Raw genomic sequence first — 16554 nt, forward strand, 5'->3', positions numbered from 1 at the left:
TCCTTCCGGAGAGCAGGCCTAGAGCCGCCGTTCCCACTTCTCGGGTTCCACATCCGGTGGAAGCACACCGTCGAAGTCCCGGTATTCGTAGCGGAAGCTGCCGTCATAGACGAACACGGTGCCGAGCTGCCGCTGGCGCACCAGGGTCCGGATCCGGAACATCCCGGATTCTGCGTCCCACCACTGCTCGGCGTGGGCGTCGGCGCCTGCGAGGACAGGGACCGGCACCCGCAGCCGGCCCAGGAACAGCCGGGTGTGCGGGGAATGCATGTGCAGCCTGCCGTCCGCAGAGACGGAAAGCTGAAGGTCCGTGGCCAGGTTCCGGCGCCTGCCCACATAGTCCGTCAGCCCCGCGGGGGAGGTCAGGGACGTGGTGTCCTCGAAGATCCGCTCGGCGCGGTCAAAACTGAAAGTACGCACCGCCGTTAGCGAGGACCGCCCAAACGGGTCCAGATGTGCATAGTTGCGGATCGTAAACGGAACGGCGCGGCCGTAATCGGGGAAGAAAGCATTGGTCACCGGCAGGGCAGACATCAGGGGCCGCAGTACCGGGCGGGGGCTGCCGGCGACGTCGAACACGCCGGTTCCCACTCCGTACCGCTGCTCGCCGGGAGCCAGCGAGAAGTAATCCTGCAGTTCGGGCTGAAGCCGGTCGAAGTCGGCGCCCAGCGCCCGCTGGTATACGGACCCGTCAGTCATTCCTCCACACTACGCCGCCGGACCGGCTGAACGGTCTGCGGACGCAGCTAGAGCCTGCCGGAGGCCTTCAGCCGGATGTACATATCGGCCAGCTTCGGAGGGAGCTCATAAGGCGGTTCATCCACCACTTCAGCTCCCATTGACTTCAGCTGCGCTGTTACGGCTGCCCGGTCCAGCAGGGCACGTTCGGCTGCTGCCGCCCGGAACACGTCCGCGGCGCTTCCACGCCGGGAACGGAGGTCATCCAGTGCCGGGTCCCGCACGGAAGCCACCACCACCACGTGCTTGGCCAGCAGGGCCGGAAGCACCGGAAGCAGCCCCTCTTCCACCGCTCCGGCATCCAGGGAGGTAACCAGCACAACCAGCGAACGCCGCGATGACACGGAGGAAATGATTCCCGGCAGCAGCGAGAAGTCGGCCTCAATGAGTTCGGCGTCCAGTGGCGCCATCGTCCCGGCCAGCCGGCTCAGCAGGTTCGCCTTCGCGGCAGAATCCACCCGTGCCCGCACGCGGCGGTCAAAGGCGACGAAGTCCACCCGGTCCCCGCCGCCCTGTGCGAGCATCCCCAGAAGCAGGGCAGCTTCAATCCCCGTATCCAGGCGGGGTTCGTCGAGAATCCGCGCGGCTGCGGTGCGGGAAGTGTCCAGCGCGATGATGACCCGGCGGTCCCGTTCCGGGCGCCAGGTTCGTACCACCGTGTCCCGCCGCCGCGCCGTTGCCCTCCAGTCGATAGAGCGGACATCGTCGCCGCGCACGTAATCACGCAGGGAATCGAACTCTGTGCCCGCTCCGCGCAGCTGCACGGAGGCGTTGCCGTCGATTTCCCGCAGCCTGCGCAGTTTCGCCGGCAGGTGGCGCTTGGACCGGAACGGGGGCAGGACCCGCAGCGTGCCCGGGTAGGGAACGGTCCGCTGCCGGGCCGCCAGCCCCAGCGGGCCAAAGGAACGAACAGTAACCGAAGCGGTCCGAAGGTCGCCGCGCCGTTCAGGGCGCAGGGTTCCCGGTGCCCTTCGTGCTTCCCCGGCCGGGACCGTGAGGCGGCGCTGGGGCTGGAGCTGGCCGGCCGACGGCTGCCAGGCATCCCGGATGACGGCGTGAAGAGTGCGGCCGGAGCCATTGCGGACCACCAGTGCAGCAGGGACGTCTTCATCCAGCCGGGCACTTTCCGGCAGGACGCGTTCCAGCCGGACCTTCAGCGGGGACGCCGCCAGGGCCAGGTCCAGTGCTGCGGCCGCAGCAAGCACACCGAGCCAGCCCAGTATGCTGACCGGTCCAGGGAAGAGCACGACTGCCACGGCGCCGGCGGCTGCCAGAAGGACCAGTCGGGACGAGATGGCCATCGGCTACCGGGGTACCGGGACAGTGGCGAGGATGCTGCCCAGCACGTCATCCACGCTGACGCCGTCCATCTGGGCTTCGGGCCGCAGCGCAACCCGGTGCCGCAGCGCCGGCAGCGTCAGGGCTTTCACGTCGTCGGGCGTGATGAAGGAGCGGCCGGAAAGCCAGGCCCAGGCCCGTGCCGTGTTCAGCAGCGCCGTGGCACCGCGGGGGGAGACGCCCAGCTGGAAAGACGGCGCTGAACGGGTGGCGCGGACAAGGTCCACGATGTAGCCCAGCACTTCCGGGGCGGTTTCCACCCGCGCCACCGCTTCGCGGGCGGCCAGCAGGTCGGTTTCCCCCGCCACCGGACGGACGCCCGCTGCAGCCAGGTTCCGCGGGTCGAAGCCGCTGCCGTGCCGTCGGATCACTTCGATTTCGTCGTCGCGGCCGGGGAGCTCCAGCGTCATCTTCAGCAGGAAACGGTCCAGCTGCGCTTCGGGGAGGGGATAAGTGCCTTCATACTCAACCGGGTTCTGGGTCGCTGCCACCAGGAACGGGTCCGGCAGCTGGCGGGAGACCCCGTCCACTGTGACCTGGCGTTCCTCCATGGCCTCCAGCAGTGATGCCTGCGTCTTGGGAGGAGTGCGGTTGATTTCATCGGCAAGCAGGATGTTGGTGAAGACCGGCCCCTCACGGAAACTGAACTCGGAGGTCCGCCCGTCGTAGATCAGGGAGCCGGTCACGTCACCCGGCATGAGGTCCGGGGTGAACTGCACGCGTTTGGTGTCCAGGGACAGCGCTGCGGCCAGGGTCCGGACCAGCAGCGTCTTCGCTACGCCGGGGACACCTTCCAGCAGAACGTGGCCGCGGGCGAGCAGGGCAATGATCAGCCCGGTAACTGCGGCATCCTGTCCCACCACCGCCTTTGCGACTTCCTGCCGGACGCCTTGCAGGGCCCGGCGCGCGTTTTCGCCGGCATCGGACGAAACGCCGGGCGCCTCGGCGGAGCCGGAGACCGAAGGGTAGTGCTGGGTCATGATTCCGTTATCTCTTCCTCTAGGTAGAGCAGTTCCTGTGACCACGTCACGAGGTCGCTGTCGTTTGCAGGTGCGTGCCGGTTGAGCAGGGCGTCGATCTCGGACACCGGGCGTCCGGTACTGCGTGCTGCCGCCTCCACAACGGCGGCACTGGTGCTGCCGGGCCCCAGCCGGAGCCTGGCCGCCAGGCGGACCATGGTGCCGGCACGCAGATTCGCCGCGGCGCGGTCCAGTGCCCTGCTGTCCTGGTAGAGACGCGCCCGGCCGTCTGCTGTCTCCGAAGCACGGACCACCACCGGCATGGGTTCCATTGCCAGCGGGCCCAGCCTGCGGCCCCGCCAGAATGCCGCGATTGCTGCCACGACCACAACCCACGCCAGCAGGGGATCCACCCAGTCCGGAAGCAGGCTGAACGGGTTGGCAGGGGCATCGCCGGCGGGGATGTCGGACGGGACGGGCAGATACCAGACCAGGGTGCCGGCACTGCCGAGGGAACGCAGAGCCAGGGCCGCGTTGCCGTTCTCGGTGATGGTGCCGTTGGCAAGCAGTCCGGAGTAGCCCAGGACGGCAGCCGAGCCGTCTTCTTCGGCAGCGAAGAGGCCGGCCGGCTCCCCGGCACCGCCGGTCACGGGAAAGCACGTGACCGGGCCGCGGTAAGCCAGTCCGCCGGCGCTGACCGTTCCGGCAGCCTCTGCCGCAGGGTCCGCGCAGCGCGGACCGGTCACCTCACCGGTTTTGACAGTCTCTTCGGGGACCAGCCCGGCCTGGGAGATCCCTGGTGCCAGCCCGCGCAGCTGCGCAAACGTCGGTTCCACAAGGACGGCCTTCCCGGCAGCGGCACGCAGTTCAGCCAGCTGGCCGGCGCCGAGGTATTCGTTCGGATCGAAGAAGAGCAGGGTCGCATCCTGCGCGTCCAGGGCCCGCAGTGCGCTGTTGAAGTCCGGTGCCTGAACGACGTCGACTCCCCGTTCGCCCAGAACCCTCACCAGCGCCTGCGCACCATTGGGGGAGGGGTTGCCGGCGGAGAGCGGGGTGCGGTCGGCACTGGTGGAGGTCAGCAGGCTAAGCACGACGCCTCCGGCCAGTACGAGCGCCAGGATGATCCACAGCCGCCAGGCGCGGAACCGTCTGCGCAGCCGGGACGGACCTGCGGACGTACCGGAAACATTGCCCCCGACGGCGTGCCCCGCTGCGGTTTCCACCGCTGCGCCGCTCATTTCGGGACCGCCAGGGACGGCTGCGCGGTGCGCTGCGGGGCGGCAGGCGAGGAGCCCAGCAGGCGTGCATCAAGTTCTCCCGCGCGGCGGGCATCCTGCTCCGCGGCCTGGCCGCCGCCGTAGCGGACTTCATCGAAGCGGCGGCTGAGCCAAAGAATTTCCTCCGCCGCAGCCGGGAAGACTGCTGAGAGCGAAGCCCCCGCTTCATGGGCGGTCCGTCCGGGCCGGGGATCCAGGATGACCCGTTCCTCGGCAGAGCGCAGGATCGCCCGGAGCCGTTCGGCCAGTGACCTGTCCCAGTCGCCGGCGCGCAGCGCTTCCTCGGCAAGGGCCCGGTGGCTGACCGCGTCCTGACCGGTTTCGGCGTCGTCGAAAACCCCGTCCGGCCTGCGCCTTGCGTTCAGGCGCGGCCGGATGATCAGGACGGCAAGGGCCAGCAGCAGCAGGGCACCAAGGCCCAGCAGGAGGACACCGGTGGAAGCACCCACCCCCTGGATTCCTGACACCACATCAGCGAGCCACTCCAGCACAGCCGTCAGCGCCCGCTCCAGCAGGCCCGGCTGGGCCTCCTGGTATTCGGGCTTCGAGAGTTCGGACTGCAGCCAGTCGCGGGCCTGGTCAGCGTCAGGTTCCACCGGCACCTGCAGGACGGGTGCGGTACGAATGCTTGTCTCCATGCAGCCCTAGGCAGAACCGGGGTATGGGCTGCCCGGCCACTGGCCGGCCGGTGCCGGGGGCTGGTTCCGGCCAGGAACGAACTCAGGGCCGGAAGCCGCTGCGACTTCCTGGTCCTTCATCAGCGCAACGTCGAATCCCTCGCGGCGCATGCGCAGGTCGATGTACAGCAGCGACGTAACCGCCGCCTGGAAGGCGTATCCGATTGCGCCGAAGAAGGCGGAGACTGCCGTAGTAAGGATGAGCACCGGGATGACGGAGGAAATGTCGTCCGCTGCAGCCTCTCCCGTGCCGAAGGACGCGAAGAGCGTGATCAGCATGGTTATGGGAGTGCTGATCACTGAAACGATGATGGAAACAATCACGCTGGTCAGCAGAAGGATGCCGAAAGTGCGCCACCAGTTGCGCCGGGTGAGGGTCCAGGACCGGGAGACCGCAGCGAAGACTCCGCGGGGTTCGGCGACCAGGGCCGCCGGGGCCAGTGCCAGTTTCACCGAGAGCCAGGCAAACACGGCAATCAGCGCGAGCACACCGATAACGGTCAGGAACACCCCGAACGGGCCAAGGAATTCAATGACGAAGATCAGGGCGAAGATAAAGGCGACGATGCCTGCCGCCACGGCAGCGAACATCAGCAGGCCCAGTCCGGCAAGCCTCAGCATTGATCCTTTGGCCAGCCGCCACGTCTGGCCGAAGCCGGTCTTGAGGTTCAGGATTGCCCGGGCAACCGGAATAACCAGCAGCCCCTGCATGAGCAGGATGCCGATCGCGGAGACCACGGTCAGCGCCGTACCGCCGGTCAGGGCAGTAGCGCCCAGTGAGAGTGCCTGCTCGTCGGTGAGCTCCGACTCGAGGCCAATGTCCGAAAGCGGTGCCAGGAGTGACTGTCCGAAGATCACCGTCAGGACAGAGATGACGGCCTGGATGATGATTGCGGTGCCGAAGGTCGCTGCCGGGTTCCGGCGGCAGGCCTGGAAGGCACCGTCCATGATTTCCCCGAGACCGAGGGGACGCAGCGGAATGACCCCCGGCTTCGGGGGAGCGCTGTACGCGCCGGGCGGATAGGGACCCTGGGGGCCTGCCCCGGGGGCGCCGTAGGGGCCGGCGTTCCAGCCCTGCGGCCCGTACGGCGGGACGCCGCCCGGCTGGGACGGGTTGCCTGCCGGCGGACCCCACGGCGGCTGTCCCCACTGGGGCACCTGGCCCCACTGCGGCTGCTGTCCCCAGGGCGCCTGAGGCGGAGGGGAGGGCTCATGCCCGGCTCCGGGGCGGGGTGCGCCGCCGGGTTCGGGTTCGTTGTGATTGTCCTGACTCATCCTTGCGCCCCGCCTTTTTGGGTGATCGTCCTGTTTCTCCTAGTCCGACTATAGTTTCTGGACGCCGTGAGAGGGACCCGGCGGGCCGGACGGAAATATGCCGTTAGGGATGATAGGGATAACATGGGCTATTCCGGCATGCCTGGCTTCAGGCTGGGTGCCGCATGTCCGGTGAGAGCACACATCATGGCGTGTGGCTGCCGGACAGCCCAGGACGTCGAATGCCCTGGCAGGGCGGGAAAGTAACGGGGAACTGAAAAGCATGAAGGCACGGATACTGGTCGTAGACGACGACGAAGCGCTGGCCGAAATGATCGGTATTGTGCTTCGCAACGACGGGTTCGACCCCGTTTTCTGTGCCGACGGCGCCCAGGCGCTCGAGGTTTTCCGCAGCTCCAAGCCGGACCTCGTCCTCCTGGACCTGATGCTTCCCGGAATGGACGGCATTGAAGTGTGCCGGCAGATCCGTGCCGAGTCAGACCTTCCGATCGTGATGCTGACCGCCAAATCCGACACCGCCGACGTCGTTCGCGGCCTCGAATCCGGTGCCGACGACTACGTGCCCAAGCCGTTCAAGCCGGCCGAACTGGTGGCACGGGTGCGGGCGCGGCTGCGCCCGGTTGATTCCAAGGCACCCGAGACACTGTCCATTGGCGAGATCAGCATCGACGTCGCCGGCCACTCCGTTTCACGCGGCGCCGAGCGCATTGCACTGACACCCCTGGAATTTGATCTCCTGGTGGCACTTGCCCGCAAGCCCTGGCAGGTCTTTACCCGTGAGATGCTCCTGGAGCAGGTGTGGGGTTACCGTCACGCCGCAGACACGCGGCTGGTCAACGTGCACGTCCAGCGCCTGAGGTCCAAGATTGAGCGGGATCCGGAAGCACCCGAAATTGTCCTGACGGTCCGCGGTGTCGGTTACAAAGCCGGCCAAAACTAGTACCTTCCCCTCCGCCGGTGCGGAGGAGGGCAGTGTGCCGGACAGTTTCAGAACCCAGGTCCGCGCGCGGCTGCAACGCGCCCTTGCAGCGGTGCGCCGGGGAGCTGAATCCGCGCACCGGGCCACCACCGCCAAGGTTGCCGCCCGCTGGCGCACGTCCCTCCAGTTCAAGACCGTTCTTGCAACGCTGCTGCTGGTGACCGTGGCCGCAGGCGGGATCGGGGCCTTCCTTTCCAACCAGATCGCCGGCGCGCTGTATGAGGAACGCCTGACGCAGTTCCAGGCCGAAGCCAGTTCGGGCCTGAGCAGCGTGAAGGAGAACTTCCGCACCACTGCCGCGGTCGACAGGGAAAGCACCGAACGGCTCGTCTCCAACACCCTGTCCCTGCTTGAGGGCAGGGGAGCTGAAACACCCCGCAGATACCTGCTCACGCCGCTGCCGGACCAGGAAAACCTCTACGTTTCACCGCTCGGCGACGGAATCACCGCCAGCGGTATCCCCGATCCGCTGAGCGAGGCCGTCGCGGCGCTTGATCCCGAGGGTGAGGACGTCGTCCACTGGTCCGCGCTGGCGCTGGCCCACGGCGAACCCGGGCTGGCTTTCGGCACCAAGGTGACGCTGCCTCCTGACCGGTCCGAATACGCGCTTTACCTCATTTATGACCTGTCCACCATGCAGCAGACCCTGGACGACATCCACCGCATCCTCTGGATTGCCGGCGGACTGCTGCTGGTCATCATCGGCACCATCGCGTGGGTAGTGACCAAAGCAGGCGTCGGCGCCGTCAGCGCAGCGGCATCGGTTTCGGAAAAGCTGGCCGCCGGTGAGCTGCAGGAACGCATGGAGGTCAAGGGAGAGGACGAGGTCGCCCGTCTGGCAGCGTCGTTCAACCATATGGCCGCAACGCTGCAGGACCAGATCACGCAGCTGGCCCAGCTTTCGCGCATGCAGCAGGGCTTCGTCTCCGATGTCTCGCACGAACTCCGCACCCCGCTGACCACAGTGCGCATGGCAGCAGAGGTGCTCTACGATGCCCGGGACGGATTCGATCCGGTGTCCAAACGGTCCACCGAGCTGCTTTATCACCAGGTTGAACGGTTCCAGGCGCTGCTGGCGGATCTGCTGGAAATCAGCCGGTTCGACGCCGGTGCTGCTGAACCGGACCTCGAAGCCGCGGACATCCTCGGCATTGTCCGCGACGTCGTGGAAGCCACCGAGCCGCTGGCACTGAACAACGGTTCCCAGGTCCGCATTGTGTGCCGGGAAGAACGTGTAGTGGTCGACGCCGATCCCCGCCGGGTTGAACGGATCGTGCGGAACCTTGTGGTCAACGCGCTCGAACATGGAGAAGGCAAACCGGTCGAGATCGCCGTCGCCACGAATGCCGACGCCGTTGGCGTGGCGGTCCGGGACTACGGCATTGGAATGACCGAGGACGACGCAGCGCGTGTCTTTGACCGGTTCTGGCGCGCAGATCCGGCACGGGCGCGGACAACCGGCGGCAGCGGACTTGGCCTGGCGATCGCCGCCGAAGATGCCCGGCTTCACCGGGGCTGGCTGGAGGCCTGGGGCAGCCCGGGCGACGGCGCGTGCTTCCGGCTGACCCTTCCGCGGCGCCACGGAGAAGGTTTTGCAGCCTCTCCGGTGCCGCTCTCGCCGCAGGACACCGCGCTGCCGGCACCCCCGCGGGCACTTACTGCGGCCCCTGCCGAGGGGGAGGAATCCAATGCCTAGAGCCCACATTGCCCGCCGTACTGCTGCAGTGCTGATCGCCGGACTGCTCTTCGTCTCCGGCTGCTCCTCGATCCCGACGGTGGGGCCGGTTGGCACAGCCACGGCCAACGCCGGCGGCAACAGCCTGACAAACCAGCTCAACTACAGCCCGCCCGGGCCGGCTGAGGGAGCCGGCCCGCAGGAGATCATCGAAGGATTCATCAGGGCAGGAGTGGGCGCCGCCGAGGACTACAGCGTTGCCCGCGAGTACCTGACTCCGGAACTGACTGCATCCTGGGTGCCCAACGAGCGTGTGGTTATCTACGGTGCGGACCCCAACATAGTGCCGCTGCCGGAACCAAATGCCTTCCAGATCCAGCTGGAAGTGGTCGGTTCGGTCAACGCCAAGGGAATCCGCACGGTGTCCGCACCGGGGACAACCGAGACGATCCAGGTTCGGCTTGTGGAGCAGGACGGCGAATGGCGGATCAACGGCATTCCGAACGGCGTGATGATCTCCGACGTAACGTTCCCAACCGTTTTCCGGGCACACAACCTGTATTTCTACTCCAGCACGTACCGCTACTGGGTGCCGGACACCCGCTGGTTCGTCCAGCGTTCGGGCATGGCGGCCTCAGTGGTAAATGCGATGCTTGCCGGCCCGGCCCCTTATCTCGAAGGCGCGGTCACCAGCGCCTTCCCCGTGGAGACAAAACTTGCCCGCGACGCGGTCCCGGTGGTTTCCGGGGTGGCTACCGTGGACTTCTCCGCTGAGGTCCTGGAGGATTCCACGGACCTCAACCGGCAGCAGATGGAACTTCAGCTGCAGCAGAACCTGCGCCAGCTCAACAACGTCAACTCTGTGGAGATGACCGTCAACCAGCGGGCCGTTGATCTGGGGCCCGAAAGCAGCGAGCTGCTGCCGGTTCAGGCTGATCCATCGGCAGGGGACACCCAGGTGGGTGTTCTGGGGAAGGAACTGGTCTTCTTCCGTGACCGGCAGGCGAAGGGCATTGAGAACCTGCCGGATGTCTCCGAATACGGCCCGCGGGATCCGGCCGTGTCCGTGGACCTGTCAACCATCGCTTTCCTGTCGGGTGACCGCAGCACCCTCCTGGTAACCGGCCCGGACAAGGACGTAGCCCAGGTTGCAACTGGCAGCGGGCTCAGCGGGCCGAGCATCGATCCTGAGGGCTGGATCTGGTCTGCCGCGGAAGCTGGTCAGGGGAGCAGGCTCATCGCTGTGGGGCCGAACCTTGCGGCATCCACACAAGCCGGACTGACTCCTTCCTGGCTCGCAGACATGCGTGTCCGGGAACTGCGTATCTCCCGGGACGGGGCGCGCGCCCTGCTTGTGGTGGAGCAGGACGGCGCATCCCGGGTCCTGGTCGCCGGCGTCGTGCGTTCCTCGGACGGCACCCCGCAGACACTGACCACCCCCCTGGAACTGTGGACGACCGAGCCGGTCTCCACAGCGGTCTGGGCCGGTGAAAACCGGGTCGCGGCACTGCAGCGGGGACAGGATGACGCACTTACCCCGGTGGTCCTTGATCCGGCGGAAGACAACCGTGAACTGGCAGACTGGGAGGGCAGCTTCGGCATCAGCGGAGGCGACGGGCCCGAGGATATTTTCCTGCAGACCGGAGAAGCCGTTTACAAGAAGCTCGGCAACGGCTGGATCCGCGAGATCGACGGAATCCGGGACCCGTCCTTCCCCGGCTAACGCCACCGGCCCTGCACAGGTCCGTCCGTTTCCCGGTACCCGTCCCGTGTTTCCGGAATCCGGTCCCCTGTCCCGCAGCCAGCAGCGGGCAGGCGCGATCATGGGCGCATGGCAGCACTTAGGAGACTCGAGGAACTGCTCGCCCTGCCTGGGCCGGCAGCAGCCGCCGCAGCTTTGAATGAACTGCGCTCGGTGCTGCTGCCGGTGGAATGCGTTGCCTGCGGAACCCCGGACGCGTCGCTTTGCCTGCCCTGCCTGGCAGCCTTCCGCCAGGCCACCCTGCGCCCTTTCGACGCATCAGAACGGGCTGCCATGCTTCCCCGCCATGAAGAAGCGGATCATCTTCCTTTGCCGGTGACCGCCGCCGGACGTTACGGGGCAGAACTGGCAAGGGTAATGCTGGCGTACAAGAACCACGGGCACACAGACCTCACAGGCATCCTTGCCGAAGCGATGGCCCGTGCCCTTTACAGCGCGCGGTCATCAGCAGCCCACAGCGGGCACCTGGCAGTGGTGCCCGTCCCGGGATCTTTCCGGGGCAGGACCAGGCGCGGGTATGACCCACTGGAGCTGATCCTGGCGAAGATAGAGCGGCGGGGCCTGCTTCCCGCAGGAACAGGCATTCACCGCTCCCTGCGGTTCCGGCCGGCGGCTGCAGCAGCCGGAGTGCTCGGCCGGAGCAGAGGCGGGCAGAAGACGCTGAGGGCCCGTGCACGGCGCCGGAACGTCCACGGAACCATGACTGCCCGCCCGGGTACGCTCCAGGGGGCCACAGTGCTTGTTGCCGACGACGTTCTGACTACCGGGGCGACGCTGGCCGAAGCTGTCCGGGCACTCCGTGGCGCCGGGGCACACGTAGCCGGAGCGGTGGTAATCGCGGCGGTGCGTGCTCCGTCCTGAGCCAATCGGGCAGGCCGGGGCATATAAGAGTCCGGCCGCCGAAAACTCAGCCCGCCGAAGCACAGGCGGACACAGCGGCCAAGGTCAGAAGGTGAATTAACCTTCCCGGTGATCTAACGTGTTGGGTATGGATTGCTTCAAGAAACGGAGCGGTCCTGCGGCAACGGCCGCGTAGGAAACTGGCAGCGGCCGTTGTTGTGTCACCGAAGAATATTGGAGGGCACCATGGAATTCATGATCAGCGGACGCAATGTTGCAGTATCCGATCGGTTCCGTCAGTACGCCGCCGAAAAAATCGGCAAGGTCGAAAACCTCGGAGACAAGGTACAGCGGGTGGATGCCCGGGTTACCAAGCACGAAAACGTCCGTGAGGCGGATAGCTCCCTCACCGTGGAATTGACCGTACTCGGCCGTGGACCAGTGGTCCGTGCAGAGGCCTCTTCCGCTGACAAATTTGCAGCCTTCGATCTGGCTTACGGCAAGCTGATGGAACGCCTGCGCCGCGCCAGCGACCGGCGCAAGGTGCACCGCGGCCGCCACACCCCGGTTCCTGTCCGGGTTGCCACCGCGGGGCTGGAGCCAGTCAGCAGTTCCGAACCGCTCTCGTCCCAGTTCGCGGCCGCCGAGCCGGCCCCGGCCGAGAGCAGCGAAACCGACCAGGACATGCAGACCGGCGACTGCCCGGTCCTCATCCGTCGCAAGGTCTTCCCGGGTGCCCCCATGAGCCTTGACGACGCCGTCGACAACATGGAACTGGTTGGCCACGACTTCTACCTCTTTGTCGACGCTGCCACCGGAGCACCGTCCGTGGTCTACCGCCGGAAGGGGTGGACCTACGGCGTTATTACGCTGGATTCCAAGTGCGCCGAAGGGGCCGAGGAGATCCGCGGCTACCGGGACGCCACGCCGGCCAAGGACGTGAACGCCGGCGCCTAGGGGCCAGTGCTCGCCGGTCCTAGGATGGGTGCATGCCAGCAGCCTTCTCCCTTGACCGGGCACGCCGCACCATCCTCGGTGCCCAGCAGCTAGCCAAACCGCGGCCTGTCCGCCCGACTTCCGGGCAGGCGGGCCGCGTTTTTGATGCGCTGGCGCTGCTGCAGATTGACTCGGTGAATGTGCTGGCCCGCAGCCACTACCTACCCCTCTTTACCCGGCTGGGCGCCTACGACCGGGCTGCCCTGGACCGGATGTCCACCCGGCATCCCCGCCGGATGGTTGAATACTGGGCCCATGAAGCCAGCTTCATCCGCCCGGATCTGTTTGCAGACCTGCGCCAGTGGCAGCGCCGGACCTGGGTGCGTGCCACCTCGATGCCGGAGGAACCGCGCAGCCAGCTCACTGAAGCTGTGCTGGGCCTCCTGCAGCAGAAGCATCCGCTGTCTGCACGGGAGGTGGAGACCTTCCTTGGTCATGGCACACAGCCCGGCACCAAGTCATGGGGCTGGAACTGGACTGATTCAAAACGCGTCCTGTCGGACCTTTTTGAACAGGGACTGATCTCATCGGCCGGACGGGGAACAGCCTTTGAACGGCTCTATGCTCCCGCAGCCGCAGTGCATCCTGACGGCGAAGCGGCACTGGAGCCGGCGGACCGCAACGAGGCCCTGCTGCGGCTAACGGAAACGGCGGCACGGGCAATAGGCCTGGGGACGGCACCAATGCTCGCCGACTATTTCCGCCTCCCGCTGCGGGACACGCTCGCCGCAGCCCGGCGCCTTGCACTGCAGGGGCGTTTGGAGGAAATCACAGTCGAGGGATGGAAAGGTCCGGTCTTCCTTCACCCGGAGGCAGGGACACCGAGGCGGTGCCACGGGCGCGGCCTGCTGAGCCCCTTCGATTCGCTGGTCTTTGACCGGCGCCGGCTGCAGGCAGTCTTCGGTGTCCATTACCGGATCGAAATCTACACACCCGCCCGCAAACGCCAATACGGGTATTACGTACTGCCGTTCCTCCTGCGCGAGGCGATCGTGGCACGGGTCGACCTGAAAGCCGACCGCGCCGGCCGGGCCCTGCTGGTCCAGGCAGCCCACAGCGAGCCCGGTTCCCCGGACGACACCGCCGTTGAGCTTGCCGCGGAATTGCGGCTAATGGCACAGTGGCTGGGGCTCGCAGAGGTTATGGTAAGACCTGTGGGCAACCTTGCGCCCGCCCTGAAACTGGCAGTTGACCGTGGATGACCCCCATGCGGGAACCAAGGCGACCTGCCGGACGTCTCTCACGTAGACTGGGGACGCCAGATTTCGGCAACACTAGATTGGGAGCAAATCAGTGGCATCACTTCTCGAACGAGTTCTTCGCACGGGTGACAAGAAGACGCTGAAAACACTGCGTAACTACGCCGATGCGATCAACGTGCTCGAGGACGAGTTCAAGGGCATGACCGATGCCGAACTGCGCGCCGAGACGGATAGCCTCAAGGAACGCCACGCGGACGGTGAGAGCCTGGACGACCTGCTCCCCGAGGCCTTTGCCCTGGTCCGTGAAGCAGCCGGCCGGACACTCGGCATGCGGCACTTCGACGTGCAGATGATGGGCGGCGCCGCCCTGCACCTGGGCAACATCGCCGAAATGAAGACCGGTGAAGGAAAGACCCTGGTGGCTACGGCCCCGGCCTTCCTCAACGCACTGACCGGCCGCGGTGTCCACGTGGTCACGGTCAACGACTACCTCGCTGAATACCAGTCAGACCTGATGGGCCGTGTCTTCCGCTTCCTGGGCATGTCCACCGGCTGCATCCTTGCCAACCAGGATCCGGCCACCCGCCGTGAGCAATACGCAGCGGACATTACCTACGGAACCAACAACGAATTCGGGTTCGACTACCTGCGCGACAACATGGCCTGGAGCTCCAACGAGCTGGTCCAGCGCGGACACCACTTCGCAATCGTCGATGAAGTGGACTCCATCCTCATCGATGAGGCGCGGACCCCGCTCATCATCTCCGGCGCCGCCAGCGGCGATGTCAACCGCTGGTACACGGAGTTCGCCAAGGTAGTGCAGCGGCTGACGCTGGACGTCGACTATGAGGTCGATGAAAAGAAGCGCACCGTGGGTGTGCTGGAGTCCGGCATCGAAAAGGTCGAGGACTACCTCGGCATTTCCAACCTCTACGAAGCTGCGAACACACCCCTGATCGGTTTCCTGAACAACGCCATCAAGGCGAAGGAGCTCTTCAAGCGGGACAAGGACTACGTCATCCTCAAGGGCGAGGTCCTGATCGTCGACGAGCACACCGGACGCATCCTCGCCGGGCGCCGCTACAACGAGGGCATGCACCAGGCCATCGAGGCGAAGGAAGGGGTGCAGATCAAGGCCGAGAACCAGACACTGGCGACCGTCACGCTGCAGAACTACTTCCGCCTCTACGAAAAGCTCGCGGGCATGACCGGCACGGCCGAAACTGAAGCCGCCGAGTTCATGAGCACCTACAAGCTCGGCGTTGTACCCATTCCGACCAACAAGCCGATGGCGCGCCTTGACCAGTCGGACCTGATCTACAAGAACGAAGTCGCCAAGTTCGACGCCGTCGTCAAGGACATCGCCGAACGGCACGCCTCCGGCCAGCCCGTCCTCGTGGGCACCACCAGCGTGGAGAAGAGTGAATACCTTTCCAAGCAGCTCGCCAAGGCCGGCATCCGGCACGAGGTCCTGAACGCCAAGAACCATGCGCGTGAAGCGGCCATCGTCGCACAGGCCGGCCGCAAGGGTGCGGTTACAGTGGCAACCAACATGGCCGGCCGCGGTACCGACATCATGCTTGGCGGTAACGCAGAGTTCAATGCCGTTGCGGAGCTGAACAGCCGCGGACTGGATCCCGCCGAGGACCCGGAGGCCTACGAAGCAGCCTGGCCTGCCGCCCTTGAGAAGGCACAGGAAGCGGTTGCTGCCGAGCACGACGAAGTTCGTGCGCTGGGCGGACTCTACGTGCTGGGCACCGAGCGCCACGAGTCGCGGCGAATCGACAACCAGCTGCGCGGCCGCTCCGGACGTCAGGGCGACCCGGGTGAATCCCGGTTCTACCTGTCGCTGACCGATGACCTGATGCGCCTGTTCAACTCCGGCGCAGCAGAGCGGATCATGAACAGCTCCTCCATGCCGGACGACGTCGCGCTGGAATCGAAGCTCGTTTCCAAGGCCATCCAGAACGCCCAGGGCCAGGTTGAGGCCCGGAACGCCGAGCAGCGCAAGAACGTCCTGAAGTACGACGACGTTCTCAACCGCCAGCGCGAAGCCATCTACGGGGACCGGCGCCGCATCCTCGAAGGCGACGACCTGCAGGAAAAGATCGGGTTCTTCCTCGAAGACGTGATCACCGCCGTCGTCAACGATGCAACGGCCGAAGGACACGGCGATGACTGGGACCTCGAGACGCTGTGGAAGAACCTGAAGATTGTCTACCCCATCGGACTCACCATCGATGAGGTCATCGACGAGGCAGGCGGCCGTTCCAGCCTGACCCGGGACTTCCTGCTGGATGAAATCCTCTCTGACGCCCGGCTTGCCTACCAGGCACGCGAAGACGCCATCGGCTCGGCCGCAATGCGCGAACTCGAGCGGCGTGTTGTCCTCTCTGTGATCGGCCGGAAATGGCAGGAACACCTCTACGAGATGGACTACCTCAAGGAAGGCATCGGCCTGCGGGCGATGGCACAGCGCGATCCGCTGGTTGAGTACCAGCGCGAAGGTTTCGTGATGTTCCAGACGATGATGGAGGCGATCCGCGAGGAGAGCATCCGTTACCTGTTCAACGTTGAAGTCCAGGTCACCCAGCCCGCAGCCCCCGAGGCGCTGCAGGGAATCAAGGACGCACGCGGCGTCGTTGGCGCCCCCGTGATCAAGGCTCCGGGTCTGGACGCTCCCGAGCGTCCGGCCAGCCTGCAGTTCTCTGCACCGAACAGCCAGGGCCAGGTGGAGACCCGGGTGGAACGCACAGCCGCGGCGAAGCCGGGCAGTGCACAGTCCCCGTCTCCTTCCCGCAAGGACAACCGCGCCAAGAAGAAACGGCGCAAGTAG

13 protein-coding genes are annotated in these 16554 nt (G+C 66.1%); 7 read left to right on the forward strand and 6 right to left on the reverse strand.

Annotated elements, in window-relative coordinates; genetic code table 11:
* Positions 1-18: 18 nt before the first annotated feature.
* From FYJ28_RS05095 to FYJ28_RS05120, 6 genes are read right to left on the reverse strand one after another with little or no spacing between them, the layout of a single operon-like run.
* On the reverse strand, positions 19-699 hold the full coding sequence (locus tag FYJ28_RS05095; protein WP_055239533.1) for a DUF4166 domain-containing protein: 681 nt from the start codon (positions 697-699) through the stop codon (positions 19-21).
* Positions 700-746: 47 nt separating this feature from the next.
* Complete coding sequence (locus tag FYJ28_RS05100) at positions 747-2039, reverse strand: DUF58 domain-containing protein (RefSeq protein WP_154578461.1); 1293 nt, start codon at positions 2037-2039, stop codon at positions 747-749.
* 3 nt (positions 2040-2042) lie between these two features.
* The gene (locus tag FYJ28_RS05105) at positions 2043-3056 is read right to left on the reverse strand and encodes an AAA family ATPase (RefSeq protein WP_055239535.1); all 1014 of its coding nucleotides are present in this window, start codon (positions 3054-3056) and stop codon (positions 2043-2045) included.
* Complete coding sequence (locus FYJ28_RS05110) at positions 3053-4273, reverse strand: DUF4350 domain-containing protein (protein ID WP_154578462.1); 1221 nt, start codon at positions 4271-4273, stop codon at positions 3053-3055. Before FYJ28_RS05110 ends, FYJ28_RS05105 begins: the two co-directional genes overlap by 4 nt.
* Positions 4270-4950, reverse strand: a complete 681-nt coding sequence (locus FYJ28_RS05115) for a DUF4129 domain-containing protein (protein WP_154578463.1) — start codon at positions 4948-4950, stop codon at positions 4270-4272. Before FYJ28_RS05115 ends, FYJ28_RS05110 begins: the two co-directional genes overlap by 4 nt.
* A gap of 6 nt (positions 4951-4956) precedes the next feature.
* Positions 4957-6264: a proline-rich domain-containing protein gene (locus FYJ28_RS05120; protein ID WP_055239538.1), complete on the reverse strand. Its 1308-nt coding sequence runs from the start codon at positions 6262-6264 to the stop codon at positions 4957-4959.
* A gap of 262 nt (positions 6265-6526) precedes the next feature.
* Here FYJ28_RS05120 and mtrA point away from each other — a divergent pair, with 262 nt between their 5' ends.
* From mtrA to secA, 7 genes are all read left to right on the forward strand, one after another.
* Positions 6527-7204 (forward strand): MtrAB system response regulator MtrA, encoded by a 678-nt coding sequence (gene mtrA, locus FYJ28_RS05125; protein ID WP_055239539.1) that lies wholly within the window; start codon positions 6527-6529, stop codon positions 7202-7204.
* Between the two features lie 34 nt (positions 7205-7238).
* Entirely contained in the window at positions 7239-8939 is a 1701-nt protein-coding gene (gene mtrB, locus FYJ28_RS05130; RefSeq protein WP_326831518.1) for an MtrAB system histidine kinase MtrB, read from the forward strand.
* Positions 8932-10641, forward strand: a complete 1710-nt coding sequence (locus FYJ28_RS05135; RefSeq protein ID WP_154578464.1) for an LpqB family beta-propeller domain-containing protein — start codon at positions 8932-8934, stop codon at positions 10639-10641. Before mtrB ends, FYJ28_RS05135 begins: the two co-directional genes overlap by 8 nt.
* Positions 10642-10749: 108 nt before the next feature.
* Complete coding sequence (locus tag FYJ28_RS05140) at positions 10750-11541, forward strand: ComF family protein (protein ID WP_154578465.1); 792 nt, start codon at positions 10750-10752, stop codon at positions 11539-11541.
* Positions 11542-11766: 225 nt separating this feature from the next.
* On the forward strand, positions 11767-12477 hold the full coding sequence (hpf, locus tag FYJ28_RS05145) for a ribosome hibernation-promoting factor, HPF/YfiA family (protein WP_154578466.1): 711 nt from the start codon (positions 11767-11769) through the stop codon (positions 12475-12477).
* Between the two features lie 32 nt (positions 12478-12509).
* Positions 12510-13718, forward strand: a complete 1209-nt coding sequence (locus FYJ28_RS05150) for a winged helix-turn-helix domain-containing protein (protein WP_154578467.1) — start codon at positions 12510-12512, stop codon at positions 13716-13718.
* Positions 13719-13809: 91 nt separating this feature from the next.
* Positions 13810-16554 (forward strand): preprotein translocase subunit SecA, encoded by a 2745-nt coding sequence (gene secA, locus FYJ28_RS05155; RefSeq protein WP_326831519.1) that lies wholly within the window; start codon positions 13810-13812, stop codon positions 16552-16554.

Source organism: Arthrobacter sp. BL-252-APC-1A, assembly GCF_009696625.1.
Lineage (GTDB): Bacteria > Actinomycetota > Actinomycetes > Actinomycetales > Micrococcaceae > Arthrobacter_B.

Bases quoted from the DNA above. Each gene is read 5' to 3' on its own strand.
- FYJ28_RS05095 (WP_055239533.1), bottom strand. From the start codon at position 699: ATGACTGACGGGTCCGTATACCAGCGGGCGCTGGGCGCCGACTTCGAC.
- FYJ28_RS05100 (WP_154578461.1), bottom strand. From the start codon at position 2,039: ATGGCCATCTCGTCCCGACTGGTCCTTCTGGCAGCCGCCGGCGCCGTG.
- FYJ28_RS05105 (WP_055239535.1), bottom strand. From the start codon at position 3,056: ATGACCCAGCACTACCCTTCGGTCTCCGGCTCCGCCGAGGCGCCCGGC.
- FYJ28_RS05110 (WP_154578462.1), bottom strand. From the start codon at position 4,273: ATGAGCGGCGCAGCGGTGGAAACCGCAGCGGGGCACGCCGTCGGGGGC.
- FYJ28_RS05115 (WP_154578463.1), bottom strand. From the start codon at position 4,950: ATGGAGACAAGCATTCGTACCGCACCCGTCCTGCAGGTGCCGGTGGAA.
- FYJ28_RS05120 (WP_055239538.1), bottom strand. From the start codon at position 6,264: ATGAGTCAGGACAATCACAACGAACCCGAACCCGGCGGCGCACCCCGC.
- mtrA (WP_055239539.1), top strand. From the start codon at position 6,527: ATGAAGGCACGGATACTGGTCGTAGACGACGACGAAGCGCTGGCCGAA.
- FYJ28_RS05135 (WP_154578464.1), top strand. From the start codon at position 8,932: ATGCCTAGAGCCCACATTGCCCGCCGTACTGCTGCAGTGCTGATCGCC.
- FYJ28_RS05140 (WP_154578465.1), top strand. From the start codon at position 10,750: ATGGCAGCACTTAGGAGACTCGAGGAACTGCTCGCCCTGCCTGGGCCG.
- hpf (WP_154578466.1), top strand. From the start codon at position 11,767: ATGGAATTCATGATCAGCGGACGCAATGTTGCAGTATCCGATCGGTTC.
- FYJ28_RS05150 (WP_154578467.1), top strand. From the start codon at position 12,510: ATGCCAGCAGCCTTCTCCCTTGACCGGGCACGCCGCACCATCCTCGGT.